At 61.6% G+C, this 14,445-nt stretch carries 11 protein-coding genes; 4 read left to right on the forward strand and 7 right to left on the reverse strand.

The window, feature by feature from the left end; all coding sequences use genetic code 11:
* Positions 1-16: 16 nt before the first annotated feature.
* Both fadB and V3W40_RS00610 read right to left on the reverse strand, forming a co-directional pair.
* Complete coding sequence (gene fadB, locus V3W40_RS00605) at positions 17-2,164, reverse strand: fatty acid oxidation complex subunit alpha FadB (RefSeq protein WP_065947397.1); 2,148 nt, start codon at positions 2,162-2,164, stop codon at positions 17-19.
* Between the two features lie 611 nt (positions 2,165-2,775).
* Positions 2,776-3,213 (reverse strand): hypothetical protein, encoded by a 438-nt coding sequence (locus V3W40_RS00610; protein WP_027604243.1) that lies wholly within the window; start codon positions 3,211-3,213, stop codon positions 2,776-2,778.
* Between the two features lie 105 nt (positions 3,214-3,318).
* Between V3W40_RS00610 and V3W40_RS00615 the strand changes: the two genes are divergently transcribed.
* Positions 3,319-3,759, forward strand: a complete 441-nt coding sequence (locus V3W40_RS00615; protein WP_027604244.1) for a universal stress protein — start codon at positions 3,319-3,321, stop codon at positions 3,757-3,759.
* An 82-nt stretch (positions 3,760-3,841) separates the two neighbouring features.
* Here V3W40_RS00615 and V3W40_RS00620 read toward each other — a convergent pair whose 3' ends face one another.
* The gene (locus tag V3W40_RS00620; protein WP_092488016.1) at positions 3,842-5,761 is read right to left on the reverse strand and encodes an ATP-binding cassette domain-containing protein; all 1,920 of its coding nucleotides are present in this window, start codon (positions 5,759-5,761) and stop codon (positions 3,842-3,844) included.
* Between the two features lie 213 nt (positions 5,762-5,974).
* Here V3W40_RS00620 and V3W40_RS00625 point away from each other — a divergent pair, with 213 nt between their 5' ends.
* A complete protein-coding gene (locus V3W40_RS00625) occupies positions 5,975-7,903 on the forward strand; it encodes a transglycosylase SLT domain-containing protein (RefSeq protein ID WP_065928162.1) in 1,929 nt (642 codons plus the stop codon).
* Positions 7,904-7,968: 65 nt separating this feature from the next.
* Here V3W40_RS00625 and V3W40_RS00630 read toward each other — a convergent pair whose 3' ends face one another.
* Positions 7,969-9,753, reverse strand: a complete 1,785-nt coding sequence (locus tag V3W40_RS00630) for an ABC transporter transmembrane domain-containing protein (protein WP_330214248.1) — start codon at positions 9,751-9,753, stop codon at positions 7,969-7,971.
* A gap of 245 nt (positions 9,754-9,998) precedes the next feature.
* On the opposite strand from V3W40_RS00630, the gene V3W40_RS00635 reads away from it, so the two are divergent.
* Positions 9,999-10,172, forward strand: a complete 174-nt coding sequence (locus V3W40_RS00635) for a PA1571 family protein (RefSeq protein ID WP_027604248.1) — start codon at positions 9,999-10,001, stop codon at positions 10,170-10,172.
* A gap of 54 nt (positions 10,173-10,226) precedes the next feature.
* On the opposite strand, the gene pdxB is transcribed toward V3W40_RS00635, so the two are convergent.
* A complete protein-coding gene (gene pdxB / locus V3W40_RS00640; protein WP_330214249.1) occupies positions 10,227-11,372 on the reverse strand; it encodes a 4-phosphoerythronate dehydrogenase PdxB in 1,146 nt (381 codons plus the stop codon).
* A 161-nt stretch (positions 11,373-11,533) separates the two neighbouring features.
* Between pdxB and V3W40_RS00645 the strand changes: the two genes are divergently transcribed.
* A complete protein-coding gene (locus tag V3W40_RS00645; RefSeq protein WP_330214250.1) occupies positions 11,534-12,922 on the forward strand; it encodes an MATE family efflux transporter in 1,389 nt (462 codons plus the stop codon).
* 126 nt (positions 12,923-13,048) lie between these two features.
* Here V3W40_RS00645 and tusA read toward each other — a convergent pair whose 3' ends face one another.
* Both tusA and rlmM read right to left on the reverse strand, forming a co-directional pair.
* The gene (gene tusA, locus V3W40_RS00650; RefSeq protein WP_065928166.1) at positions 13,049-13,300 is read right to left on the reverse strand and encodes a sulfurtransferase TusA; all 252 of its coding nucleotides are present in this window, start codon (positions 13,298-13,300) and stop codon (positions 13,049-13,051) included.
* 27 nt (positions 13,301-13,327) lie between these two features.
* Entirely contained in the window at positions 13,328-14,404 is a 1,077-nt protein-coding gene (gene rlmM / locus V3W40_RS00655) for a 23S rRNA (cytidine(2498)-2'-O)-methyltransferase RlmM (protein WP_046490414.1), read from the reverse strand.
* Between the last annotated feature and the right edge of the window lie 41 nt (positions 14,405-14,445).

Below are 14,445 nucleotides of genomic sequence, written 5' to 3' on the forward strand. Positions count from 1 at the left end.
CTAGTCGTCTGGGCACTTAACCGAAGAAGCGCTGGCCGTTCTTGGCCATCTCACGCAGCTTCGCGGTCGGGTGGTACAGCGGGCCCAGATCAGCGTATTGATCAGCCAGGGCAACGAACTCGGCCACACCGATCGAGTCGATGTAACGCAGCGCACCACCACGGAATGGAGGGAAGCCAATACCGTACACCAGGCCCATATCGGCCTCGGCGGCGGTTTCAACGATGCCGTCTTCCAGGCAACGCACGGTTTCCAGGCACAGGGCGATCATCATCCAGTTGATGATGTCCTCATCCGACACCTCACGCTGTTCGTAGATGACCGGAGCCAGCACTTCGTGCACCGACGGGTCGGCCACTTTCTTCTGCTTGCCCTTCTTGTCCGCCTCGTAGGCGTAGAAACCCTTGCCGTTCTTCTGGCCCAGGCGCTTGGCCTCGTAGAGCGCGTCGATCGCCGAGCGGCGGTCGTCTTTCATGCGGTCCGGGAAGCCTTCAGCCATCACGTCACGACCGTGGTGGCCGGTGTCGATGCCGACCACGTCCATCAGGTACGCCGGGCCCATTGGCCAGCCGAATTTTTCCATGACCTTGTCGATGCGCACGAAGTCCACACCGGCACTCACCAGCTTGGCGAAACCACCGAAGTACGGGAACAGCACGCGGTTGACCAGGAAGCCCGGGCAGTCGTTGACCACGATCGGGTTCTTGCCCATTTTCTTGGCGTAGGCAACGGTGGTGGCAATCGCCAGCTCGCTGGACTTCTCGCCACGGATCACTTCCACCAGCGGCATCATGTGCACCGGGTTGAAGAAGTGCATGCCGACGAAGTTTTCCGGACGCTTGAGGGCCTTGGCCAGCAGCGAAATGGAAATGGTCGAGGTGTTCGAGGCCAGGATGGTGTCGTCTTTGACGTGGCCTTCAACTTCAGCCAGTACCGCCTGCTTGACCTTCGGATTCTCGACAACCGCTTCGACCACCAGGTCGACATGGCCGAAATCGCCGTAGGACAGCGTAGGACGAATACCGTTAAGCACTTCAGCCATCTTCGCCGCAGTCATACGACCTTTATCAACGCGGCCGACCAGCAGTTTGGCGGCTTCGGCCAGGCCCTGCTCGATACCGTGTTCGTTGATGTCCTTCATCAGGATCGGCGTGCCTTTGGACGCCGACTGATAGGCGATACCGCCGCCCATGATACCGGCGCCGAGCACGGCAGCCTGTTTCACGTCCTTGGCGATTTCGTCGTAGGCCTTGGCCTTTTTCTTCAGCTCCTGGTCGTTCAGGAACAGGCCGATCAGGCTCTGGGCCGCCGAGGTCTTGGCCAGTTTGACGAAGCCTGCTGCTTCCACTTCCAGGGCTTTGTCGCGACCGAAGTTCGCGGCCTTCTGGATGGTCTTGATCGCTTCAACCGGCGCCGGGTAGTTCGGGCCGGCCTGGCCAGCCACGAAACCCTTGGCGGTTTCGAACGACATCATTTGTTCGATGGCGTTGAGCTTGAGTTTTTCCAGCTTCGGCTGACGCTTGGCCTTGTAGTCAAATTCGCCGCTGATGGCGCCCTTGATCAGGTTCAACGCGGCTTCGGCCAGCTTGTCCGGAGCCACCACGGCGTCGACGGCACCGACTTTCAGTGCGTCTTCGGCACGGTTTTCCTTGCCGGCGGCAATCCACTCGATGGCGTTGTCGGCACCAATGATGCGCGGCAGGCGCACGGTGCCGCCGAAGCCTGGGTAGATGCCCAGTTTGACTTCAGGCAGACCGATTTTGGCAGTGGCCGCCATGACGCGGAAGTCCGCCGCCAGGCACATTTCCAGGCCGCCGCCCAGGGCGATGCCATTGATCGCGGCAACGGTCGGTACGTTGAGGTCTTCGAAATCGCTGAAAATCTTGTTGGCTTCGAGGTTGCCAGCCACCAGCTCGGCATCGGGCAGCTTGAAGTTGTCGACGAATTCGGTGATGTCAGCGCCGACGATGAACACGTCCTTGCCGCTGGAGACGATCACGCCTTTGATCGATGCATCAGCCTTGATGGTGTCTACGGCCTGACGCAGTTCGTTCAGGGTTAGACGGTTGAACTTGTTGACGGACTCACCCTTGAGGTCGAACTTCAGTTCGACGATGCCACTTTCAAGAGCCTTAACCGTGATGGCTTTACCTTCGTAAATCATCAACTGATCTCCACGATATGGAAGCTGAACAGTACACATTGGACGCTGGCCTATGCTTGGACATTGATAATTTCGTCAATGCTCAGGCCAATCCGCCAGGCACACCCGCCAATGCGATAGTCGGGTTTCTGTATGAGCGGTCTGACAGACAAACGCTCAATTCATACGCCCGTTTGATTTGGGTACGCCACCTTCATCCAATTCCGAGCAATTGTCAATCGCTCGAAAGGCTAGGAAAAACGCGACTTTCCAGTCATTTCAGAACCCCGGGGCCAGGCCCGCGATTCGTCAATATTCAACTATTCACGAAATCAATAATGAAAAAGATAGGGAAAACCGCTGTACAGAACCGGATATGCCGCTAGGCTAGCGACAACCGTAACGCGCCTGGATGAACATCCGACGCGGAAAACCCAGATTTACCGGCCTGCCTGGCCAACTCCAGCCCGATGATGCTTTCGGGCTTTTTATTGCCTGGCGTTTGGTATTTTTGTAGGAGCGAGCTTGCTCGCGAAAAATTCAAGGGCGCCGCGTATAACCTGAATACCCGCGTTATCGTTGACGATTTTCGCGAGCAAGCTCGCTCCTACAGAGAGCGGCAGAGGGCAGCATCAGGCCAGGGCCTTGAGCAATGTATCAATGGCGAGCAGGTCGCTCGCCTCCCCCTTCTCGCCCCAGTAAAGGGCGATCATTTGCTTGTCGGCCTCGACCTTGTAGACATTCGCCGGCAGCGTTGCAAAATGCGGCAACAACTTCTCGTCCACACACACTTCGCGCCACTGATTGACCCACACGCCAGGCTCCAACTGCCAGTAGCTCCAAACGGCCGGCATACTGCCGCGCCGGGGTCGGCAGTACTGCGCACACGGGCTCGGCGGCTCTTGCTTGAGCCAGTGCGGCCACTCCTGGGGCGCCAGTTGCATGGCCAGGCCGATGCGGCGTGCCTCCATGCGCAGGGCCATGCGCCCGCTCTGATGGCGTGATGGGCGCAGCCATGCCAGGGGGCTCAGAACCACGACAAGGATTGACACCACTATCCAGACCGTCATATGTGTACTCCCGAATTTTCTGATGAGCGGATTTGACCTGACGCAACCCTATCCGCTTGAAAGCAGCCATACTGAATCTATTGCAGTCCCCTGGAGGAACGCCCCATGTCCTACGAACATATTCTGGTCGCCGTAGACCTGACCGAAGAGTGCGATCCAGTGATCAAGCGCGCCCGAGCGTTTGCCGTTGCCAGTGGCGCAAAACTGTCACTGGTGCATATCGTCGAGCCCATGGCCATGGCCTTTGGCGGCGACGTGCCCATGGACCTTTCCCAATTGCAGCAACAACAGTTCGACCAGGCCAAGGAGCGCCTTGACCGCCTGATCGTCAAATACCCCGAAGTGACCAAGGAAAACTCCCACCTCACCTACGGCCAACCGCGCCAGGAAATCCACCACCTGGCCAAGGAGCAGCATTGCGACCTGATCGTGGTCGGCAGCCATGGCCGTCATGGTTTGGCGTTGCTGCTGGGCTCCACTGCCAATGATGTGCTGCACGGTGCGCCGTGCGATGTACTGGCCGTCAGGCTGGTAAAAACCTCTTAAGGCCACATTTGAACCGCATTTCATATGAAAAAGCCCGGCGCCCATATTAGGGCGCCGGGCTTTTTTATTGCACGAAAGTCACTCAGGCATCCAGCTCGGCCCAACGCTCGACCAGCACTTCCAGCTCCTGGTTCAACGTCTCCAGGGAGGCGATGACCTTGGCGGTTTCCGCTGCCGGACGCAGGTAGAAACCCGCGTCAGCCATTTCCGCTTCTACCGCGGCGATCTGCTGTTCCTTGGCGTCGATATCACCCGGCAAGGCTTCCAGCTCACGCTGCAGCTTGTAGCTGAGTTTCTTCTTGGTCGCCGGTGCCGCTTCCTGGGCCGGTGCAGCCGCTTCCACCGGAGCCACCACAGCGGAGGCCAGGTCGGCCTTGCCGGACTTGCTCTCGGTCACGCCCAACAGACGCGGCGAGCCGCCCTGACGCAGCCAGTCCTGGTAACCACCGACGTATTCGCGCACCTTGCCTTCACCTTCGAAGACCAGGGTGCTGGTGACCACGTTGTCGAGGAATGCCCGGTCGTGGCTGACCATCAGCACAGTGCCGTTGAAGGTCAGCAGGACCTCTTCCAGCAGCTCGAGGGTTTCCACGTCGAGGTCGTTGGTCGGTTCGTCGAGCACCAACAGGTTGGCCGGCTTGCTGAACAGCTTGGCCAGCAGCAGGCGCGCACGCTCGCCACCGGACAAGGCCTTCACTGGCGTACGCGCACGTTGCGGGCTGAACAGGAAATCGCCCAGGTAGCTGAGTACGTGGCGGCTCTGGCCGTCGATATCGATAAAGTCGCGGCCTTCGGCGACGTTGTCGATCACGGTCTTTTCCAGGTCCAACTGATGGCGCAACTGGTCGAAGTAGGCAACGTCGATGCGTGTGCCCTCTTCCACCGTGCCGCTGGTCGGCTGCAGACCATTGAGCATCAGCTTGAGCAAGGTGGTCTTGCCGGTACCGTTGGCACCCAACAGGCCGATACGGTCGCCGCGCTGCAGGACCATGGAGAAGTCCTTGATCAGGAACGGACCATCCGGGTGATGGAAGCTGACGTTCTCCAGCACCATGACCTGCTTGCCCGACTTATCGGCGGTATCCAGCTGGATATTGGCCTTGCCGGTGCGCTCGCGACGTTCGCTGCGCTCAACGCGCAGGGCCTTGAGGGCACGCACGCGGCCTTCGTTACGGGTGCGGCGCGCCTTGATGCCCTGGCGGATCCAGACTTCTTCCTGGGCCAGTTTCTTGTCGAACAGGGCGTTGGCGGTTTCTTCGGCGGACAGCGCAGCTTCCTTGTGCACCAGGAAGCTGGCGTAGTCGCCGTTCCAGTCGATCAGGCCACCACGGTCCAGCTCGAGGATGCGCGTGGCGAGGTTTTGCAGGAAGGAACGGTCGTGCGTGATGAACAGCACGGCGCCCTGGAAATCCTTGAGGGCTTCTTCCAGCCAGGCGATGGCGCCGATGTCCAGGTGGTTGGTTGGCTCGTCGAGCAGCAGCAGGTCCGGCTCGGACACCAGGGCCTGGGCCAGCAGCACACGACGACGCCAGCCGCCGGACAACTCGGCGAGGGTCTTGTCGGCCGGCAGCTGCAGGCGGCTCAAGGTGCTGTCCACCAGTTGCTGCAGGCGCCAGCCGTCACGGGCTTCGAGGTCCTGCTGGACGTGCATCAGCTTGTCCAGGTCGGCTTCGGTGACGCAGTTCTGGGCCAGGTGATGGTATTGCGCAAGCAACTCACCGACACCGTCCAGGCCTTCGGCAACCACGTCGAACACAGTCCGTCCGTCGGCAACCGGCAATTCCTGCGGCAATTCGCCAATCTTGAGGCCTGGGGCGCGCCAGACAGAGCCGTCATCGGGCTTCTGGTCGCCCTTTACCAGCTTCATCATGCTGGACTTGCCGGTGCCGTTGCGGCCGATGATGCACACCCGCTCACCACGGGCGATCTGCCAGGACACCTTGTCCAACAACGGCATAGCGCCGAAAGCAAGGGACACATCGCTGAATTTGAGCAGGGTCATACGCTTCTCCAAAAACTGGGCGCGCATTCTACCTGACTTGAGGGTGGGATGCGGCCAGCATTTTCGCTACCGACACGTTCTGTAGGACATTTCCGGAGAACTTGAACGAACCACCCGGCAAAGCTTTCGCCGGCCGCTGGCAAAAGGCTAAGCTAGGGGCAATCAGTGTCGGCGGTGCCGGTGCTAGTCGTGATTTCTCTGCACGGACGTCTCATGCGCAGTCGCCTTTTCAACTTTTTATCTTGTCTGCTTTTTTCCGCCACCGCCGTTCAATCCGCCCAGGCCGTGGACCTCACCACCCAACGTCAATATTACGATGAAGCCAAACGCGCCCTGGCCAAGGGCGATACCGGCCCCTACATGCAATACAGCCAGGCCCTGGCCGACTACCCGCTGACGCCTTACCTGGCCTACGACGAACTGACCGCCCGGCTGAAGACCGCCAGCAACGAGGAAATCGAACAATTCCTTGCCAAAAACGGCGACCTGCCCCAGGCCAACTGGATGAAGCTGCGCTGGTTGCGCTGGTTGGCCGAGCGTGGCGACTGGCAGACCTTTGAAAAGTACTACGACCCCAAGCTCAATTTCGTCGAGCTGGACTGCCTGCATGGCCAGTTCCAACTGACCCACAACTTGAAGGCTGAAGGCTACAAAACCACGGAAAAACTCTGGATGACCGGCAAATCCCAGCCGGCCGCCTGTGATGCCACCTTCAGCCAATGGGCCGCCGACGGCCAACTCACTGAACAAAAAATCTGGGACCGCGCCAAACTCGCCGCCGAAGCACGCAATTACCCGCTGGCCAACAGCCTGGTAAAAACCCTGCCGACCCTGGGCGCCCAGGGCCGCCTGATGGTGGACGTAGCACAGAAGCCCGACATGCTCGGCGACCCGTCGCGCTTCCTGCCGGCCACCGAGGCGATGTCTGACGCCGTCGGCCTGGGCCTGCGCCGCCTGGCACGCCAGGATCCGGACAAGGCCATGGCCCTGCTCGACGGTTACGCCAGCAGCATGCACTTCTCCCGTGACGAAAAAGTGGCAATCGCCCGTGAAATCGGCCTGACCCTGGCCAAGCGCTTCGACCCGCGAGCGCTTGAGGTGATGACCAAGTACGACCCCGAGTTGCGCGACAACACCGTATCGGAATGGCGCCTGCGCCTGCTGTTGCGCCTGGCCCGCTGGGAAGATGCCTACCAACTGACGCGCAAACTCCCGCAGGATTTGGCCACCACCAACCGCTGGCGCTACTGGCAGGCCCGTAGCCTGGAACTGGCCGAGCCGAAAAACCCGCAAGCCCTGGTGCTGTATAAGAACCTCGCACAGGAGCGGGACTTCTATGGCTTCCTGGCCGCCGATCGCTCCAAGGCTCCGTACCAGTTGAAGAACAAGCCGCTGCTGATGAGCCAGGCGCTGGTCAACAAAGTGCGTAACACCCCGGGTGTGCGCCGTGCCCTTGAGTTCTACGCCCGTGGCCAGATCGTGGATGGCCGCCGCGAGTGGTACCACGTCAGCCGCCATTTCAACCGTGACGAAATGGTCGCCCAGGCCAAGCTGGCCTACGACATGAAGTGGTACTTCCCAGCGATCCGCACCATCAGCCAGGCCCAGTACTGGGATGACCTGGACATCCGCTTCCCGATGGCCCACCGCGACACCCTGGTGCGCGAAGCCAAGGTCCGTGGCCTGCATTCCAGCTGGGTATTCGCCATCACCCGCCAGGAAAGCGCATTCATGGACGACGCCCGCTCCGGGGTCGGCGCCAGCGGCCTGATGCAACTGATGCCCGGCACCGCCAAGGACACTGCGCGCAAGTTCAGCATCCCCCTGGCCTCACCCGCCCAGGTGCTGGACCCGGACAAAAACATCCAGCTCGGCGCGGCTTACCTGAGCCAGGTGCACAGTCAGTTCAACGGCAACCGTGTCCTCGCCTCCGCCGCCTACAACGCCGGTCCCGGCCGCGTGCGCCAGTGGCTACGTGGCGCCGACCACCTGAGTTTCGACGTATGGGTGGAAAGCATCCCGTTCGACGAAACCCGCCAGTATGTGCAGAACGTGCTGTCTTATTCGGTGATCTACGGGCAGAAGCTCAACTCGCCACAGCCGTTGGTGGACTGGCATGAGCGCTACTTTGATGATCAATAAGGTTTGAAGCAGAAATGAAAATGCCCGCATTGAGAGATGCGGGCATTTTTTATGCGCACCGCAACTCAGTGTTCGCTGCTCTCCTCAGCCCCATCACTGAACTGCAACGCCGCCAATCGCGCATATAACGGATTGCTCGCAATCAACTGCTGATGCGTGCCCACCGCCACCAGCCTGCCCTGATCCATCACCGCGATACGGTCAGCGTTCTTCACCGTCGCCAGTCGATGGGCGATAACCAGCGTGGTGCGCCCTTGCATCAATTGCGGCAACGCTTGCTGGATCAGGTGTTCACTCTGGGCATCCAGGGCGCTGGTGGCTTCGTCCAGCAGCAGGATCGGCGCGTCCACCAGCAACGCACGGGCAATCGCCAATCGTTGGCGCTGGCCGCCGGAGAGGCCCATGCCGCCGTCGCCGAGGTGGGTCTGGTAGCCGTCGGGCATTTGCAGGATGAAATCGTGGGCGTGGGCGATGCGGGCGGCGGCTTCGACTTGCTCGCGCGTGGCCGTTGGATTGCCGTAGCGGATATTCTCCTCGACGCTGCCGAAAAACAGCGCCGGGCTCTGGGACACCAGGGCGAAGTGGCGACGCAGGTCCAGGGGGTCGAGATCGGTCAGCGCCTGGCCTTCAATCAGGATGCGGCCTTGCTGGGGATCGTAGAAGCGCAGCAGCAGGTCGAAAATCGTCGACTTGCCCGCGCCGGACGGCCCCACCAGTGCCAGGGTTTCGCCGGGGTTGATGCTCAGGTTCAGGCCGTCGATGGCGTAGCTGTCCGGCCGTGAAGGGTAGGAAAAGCGCAGGTCCTGCAGCTCCATACGGCCGCTGACGCGCTCGGGCAACTGCACTTTACCCGTGGCCGGCGCCTGGATCTCGTTGCTCGACTGCAACAGCTCACCAATGCGCTCCGCTGCACCGGCGGCACGTTGCAGTTCACCGAGGACTTCGCTCAGGGTACCGACGGCGCTGCCGACGATCAGGCTGTAGAACACGAACGCAGCCAGCTCGCCGCCGGAAATGCGCCCGCTGATCACATCCATGCCGCCGACCCACAGCATCACGCCCACCGCACCCAGCACCAGCATGATCACCAGGGTAATCAACCAGGCGCGCTGGGCGATGCGTTTGCGTGCGGTGGTGAACGCCTCTTCCACGGTCACGGCAAAGCGTTGCTCGTCCTGGATCTGGTGGTTATAGGCTTGCACGGTCTTGATCTGGCCAAGGGTCTCGGACACGTAGCTGCCCACATCGGCGATACGGTCCTGGCTCAGGCGCGACAGGCTGCGCACGCGACGGCCGAAGATCAGGATCGGCGCCAGCACCAGCGGCAGCGCCACCACCACGATGCTGGTGAGCTTGGGGTTGGTGATGAACAACAGCACGATGCCGCCGATCACCATCAACGCATTGCGCAGGAACAGCGACAACGACGAGCCGATCACCGATTGCAGCAGGGTGGTGTCGGTGGTCAACCGCGATTGGATTTCCGAGCTGCGGTTGTTCTCGTAGAAACCTGGGTGCAGGTAGATCAGGTGGTTGAAGACCTGCCGGCGAATGTCCGCCACCACCCGTTCACCGATCCACGACACCAGGTAAAATCGCGCAAACGTGCCCACGGCCAAGCCCAGCACCAGCACCATGAACAGGCCGATGGACTGGTTGAGCAGGTGCGGCGACTGGGTCATGAAGCCCTGGTCCACCAGCAGGCGAATGCCCTGCCCCATGGACAAGGTGATGCCGGCAGTGACGATCAGCGCGAACAGGGCACCGAGGGCCTGCCAGCGGTAGGGCGCGATGAAGCGGCTGGCCAGGCGAATTGCACGGCGTTGACGGACTGAGAGCATGGAGGGCATCACCTGATCGGAAAGATTGGTACCTGCCTACTTACATGGGGGGAACTTGCGCGAATAACAATGAGTCAGGTTAATTATGCCCGCCGATGCTGGCCCCTAGAGGCTATCGGTCTAACGCCCGGCTGGAAATCCACAGCGGTTTCTGGTGGACTGGATGTTCGAACCGGTGATCTCGTAAGGAGTTGTAACAGCGTGGTCACGCGGGGGTTATACAGTAGGTACACAACCTGATGAGGAGACAGGCCATGACCTTGCAAAACAGCAGCGATGCCAAGATTGAAGTGATCCGCCAACCGCAGCACTTGCCTTGCTCCGTGATCGACGCCCAGGGCCGCGAAGTGCAGATTACCGAAGAGATGATCCAGCAAGCGTGCCGCGAGCTGGAACAGCGACTGGTCAAGCCTGCCCAGCAAGGCTGAAGGGCCTACGCTCTTTCAAACCCGGCCCAGGTGGCCGGGTTTTTTATTCGGTGTTTAAACGGTTGCCGCGCCCAATGCGGACACGATGCGCGCCAACACCGGCGACTCCCCATTCACAATGCGCACCTTCAAGCCGTCGATTTCACGACGCTCCGGATAATGCTTGCGCAGCACGTCGAACGCCTTGCGTTGTTCTTCGACGGTACCCACCAGGCTGCGGCGGAAATCCGCATCATCACGGCGCGGATCGTACACGCTGCGGCACAACGTCGCCAGCGCCCAGGCCGGATCGGTCGATGCGTTCAAGTGCACTTCGGCCAGCCACGGTTGCGGCAACAAGTCGCCCAACTGAATGCTCGGCTCCTGGCCCAGGTGCGCGCAGAACGCCTGATAGATCTGCGCCGTACCGCGCTGCTTGCCGTCCAGGCTGTAACCGGCAATATGCGGGGTGGCCAACACACACAGGTCGGCCAGGTCGACGTCCACCTCGGGCTCGCCTTCCCAAACGTCCAGCACCGCTTGCAGGTCTTCACGCGCCAGCAGCACATCGCGCAGGGCCGCGTTGTCCACCACCGGGCCACGGCTGGCGTTGATCAGCCAGGCGCCGGGCTTGAGGCGGTTGAGGCGGTCGCGATCAAACAGGTGCCAGGTGGAACCATGGCCGGACTTGGTCAGCGGCGTGTGCAGGCTGATCACATCGCATTGCTCGATGATCTGCTCGAGGCTGACGTAATCGCCGTCTTCGGCGATCTGCCGCGGCGGGTCGCAGACCAGCACGTTCCAGCCCAGGCCCTTGAGCACTTCGATCAGCCGCCCGCCCACTTCACCGGCGCCGACCACGCCATAGGTACGCTGATTGAGGTCGGCGCCTTCGATCTCGGCCAGGGTTTGCAGGCTGCCCAGCACATAGTCCACCACGCCACGCGCATTGCAGCCGGGGGCGCTGGACCACTGGATACCGGCCTGCTTGAAGTAATCGAGGTCGAGGTGGTCGGTGCCGATGGTGCAGGTGCCGACAAAACGCACCTGCGTGCCGTCCAGCAGGGCGCGGTTGACGTTGGTCACCGAGCGCACCAGCAGCACATCGGCCTGTTCGACGGTGGCGCGGTCGATGGAACGGCCGGACACTCGGCGAATCTCGCCAAATCCTTGGAAGAACTCATCGAGCAGCGGGATATTTTCGTCGGCAACAATCAGCATGGCAGGCTCCTTTGGCGGATCAGCAGTGTACAGGGATGCGATCTTCAATGTGGGAGGGGGCTGGCAGGTCGCTTACAAATCCCTAACACAGGTTTTTTCCTGACCGTTACGTCAAGGCGTAGAATCCGCGGCCTTGCACCCTCTTGACTGGACTTGCGTACGTGAACACTGCCACTGCCCCCCTCACCCGCCCCGCCCGCATCAGCCGGGAAGTGGGTGGCCTGCTGACGCTCGCGCTGCCGATCATGATCGGCCAACTGGCAACCACGGCCATGAGCTTCGTCGATGCGGTGATGGCCGGGCGCGTCAGCCCCCAGGACCTGGCGGCGGTGGGCCTGGGCAATTCGATCTGGATTCCGGTGTACCTGCTGATGACCGGTACGCTGCTGGCCACCACGCCGAAAGTCGCCCAGCGCTACGGTGCGGGCCACTACGGCGAAATCGGGCCATTGGTGCGTCAGTCACTGTGGCTGGCGGTGGTGGTCGGCATCATCGGCGCACTGCTGTTGCTTTGCGCCGAGCCGATCCTGCATGCCATGAAGGTCGAGCCGGACCTTATCGCCCCCACCATGGGCTACCTGCATGGCATCGCCGCCGGGATGCCGGCCATCGCCCTCTACTACGTGCTGCGCTGTTTCAGTGATGGCCTGGGCCGCACCCTGCCCAGCATGGCCATGGGCCTGTGCGGGTTAGCGCTGAATATTCCGCTGAACTACATCTTCATCTACGGCCACCTGGGCGTGCCGGCCATGGGCGGCGTGGGCTGCGGCTGGGCCACGGCCATTGCGATGTGGGTGATGATGCTCGGCATGGCCGCCTGGACCCGCTGGGGGGACGCCTACCAGAGCAGCGAACTGTTCAAGCGCTTCGACTGGCCGCAGTGGTCGGTGATCAAGCGCGTACTGGGGATTGGCCTGCCGATCGGCATCGCGATCTTTGCCGAATCGAGCATCTTTGCCGTCATCGCCCTGCTGCTCGGCAGCCTGGGCGCCACGGTTGTGTCGGGGCACCAGATCGCGCTGAACGTCAGCTCACTGGTGTTCATGATCCCTTATTCCCTGAGCATGGCCGTCACCGTGCGCGTCGGCCAGGCCCTGGGGCGTGGCGAGGCGCGTGAAGCACGCTTCGCCGCCGGGGTCGGCATGGGCACGGCGCTGGCGTACGCCTGTCTGTCGTGCAGCCTGATGCTGGTGTTTCGCGAGCAGATTGCGGCGATCTACACCCCGGACCCCATCGTCATACACCTGGCCTCGACGCTGATCGTGTTTTCAGCGCTGTTTCAGTTCAGTGACTCGATCCAGGTCACCGCCGCCGGCGCCCTGCGGGGCTACCAGGACACCCGTGTCACCATGGTGCTGACCCTCTTTGCCTATTGGGGCGTGGGGCTGCCGGTGGGGTACGCCCTGGGGCTGAGCAACTGGCTGGGCGAACCCAGCGGCCCGAGCGGTTTGTGGCAAGGGCTGATCGTGGGCTTGAGCTGTGCGGCGGGGATGCTGCTGGTGCGCCTGGCGCGCAGTGCACGCCGGCGCATTCGCGCCAACAAGGCATAAGCACAACGCGTACCCCTGTAGGAGCGAGCTTGCTCGCGAAAAACCCGAGAGCGCCGCGTTCCTTCAGGATACCCGCATCATCGTTAACGCCCTTCGCGAGCAAGCTCGCTCCTACAGGGACCGGTGTTAGTCGAGTTTTTTGCGGATCCAGTACAGATAGGTACCGGCCTGCTCCTGTTGATCCACCAGTTCATGGTCAAGGAACACGCAGAACTTGGGGATATCGCGGCGCGTCGACGGGTCGGTCGCGATCACCTTGAGCAAGCCGCCGGGCGGCAGGTCGCGGATGTGCTGGTGCAGCATCATCACCGGCTCAGGGCAGTTGAGGCCCGTTGCGTCGAGGGTGCCATCCACGGCGGTGTCGAAAATATCGCTCATTGTCTACTCCTGAAACCGGCGCTCAGTTTAGCGGGCCTTGGTTTTCTTCACATCCACCAGCCGACGCAGGTGGCAGGTCACTTCTTCACGGTCGTGATACAGCTGCTTGCAGCCGATCTCCACCCGAATGCCGCGCGCCTTGAAACCGTCCTCGATACGTTCCAGCAGGCGCTTGACCTCGGCGTAACGCTGTTTCATCGGCAACTTCAGGTTCACCACCGCCTCGCGGCAATACCCTTCGCCGATCCAGGTCTCAAGCAGCGCCGCGTTGCGCGCCGGCTTTTCGACGATGTCGCACACCATCCAGTCCACCGGCTGCTTGGGCACGAAAGTAAAGCCGTCGGCCATCAGGTGCTGCACCAGGCCGGTGTCCATCAGGCTTTCGGCCATGGGACCGTTGTCGATGGCGGTCACCAGCATGCCACGGTTGACCAGTTGCCAGGTCCAGCCACCAGGGGCCGCGCCCAGATCGACGCCGGTCATGTCGCCATGCAGGCGCTCGTCCCACTGGTCGCGGGGGATAAAGTGGTGCCAGGCCTCTTCCAGCTTCAGGGTCGAGCGGCTGGGCGCGTCCCGGGGGAATTTCAACCGCGGGATGCCCATCGGCCACATCGCCGAGTTATTCGACTCGGCCAGGCCCATGAACACTTCGCGGCCGCTTTTGAAGGTCAGCAGCAGGCGCGGCTTGCTCGGGTCGTCCACCAGCTTGCCGGCGTTCAACAAGGCTTTGCGCAGGTGCACTTCGAATTTCTTGCAGAAGTTCGAGAGTTCCTTGCCGTCATTGGTGTCGACCATCTCCAGCCACAGGCTGCCGCACACCGGGAATTCACGCAGGTGAGCGAGGATCACGCTGATACGGTCGGTTTCCGGCAGGTCGATAAACACCCCGCGCGCCCACTGCCGCGGGAAGATCAGCTCGGCAAAGCGCTGGCCGTGCATCAGGCGCTGGGCGCCGTCTTCTTCGGTGCAGACAAATTCGGCGCAGGCGCTGCCAGTCTTGGCCTTGGCGTAGCCGGAAACGTTCAGGCGCGCGGCGTGTTCCGCGATCTCGGAACAGACTTCGCCCTCAAACCCCGGGCGGCAGTGCATAAAAAGGGTGTTCATCGACTCTCCTGGTGACTCAACTGACGTTGCGCTATCGCAAT

Origin of the sequence: Pseudomonas sp. AM8, from assembly GCF_036346475.1 — a bacterium.
Taxonomy (GTDB): Bacteria; Pseudomonadota; Gammaproteobacteria; order Pseudomonadales; family Pseudomonadaceae; genus Aquipseudomonas; species Aquipseudomonas marginalis.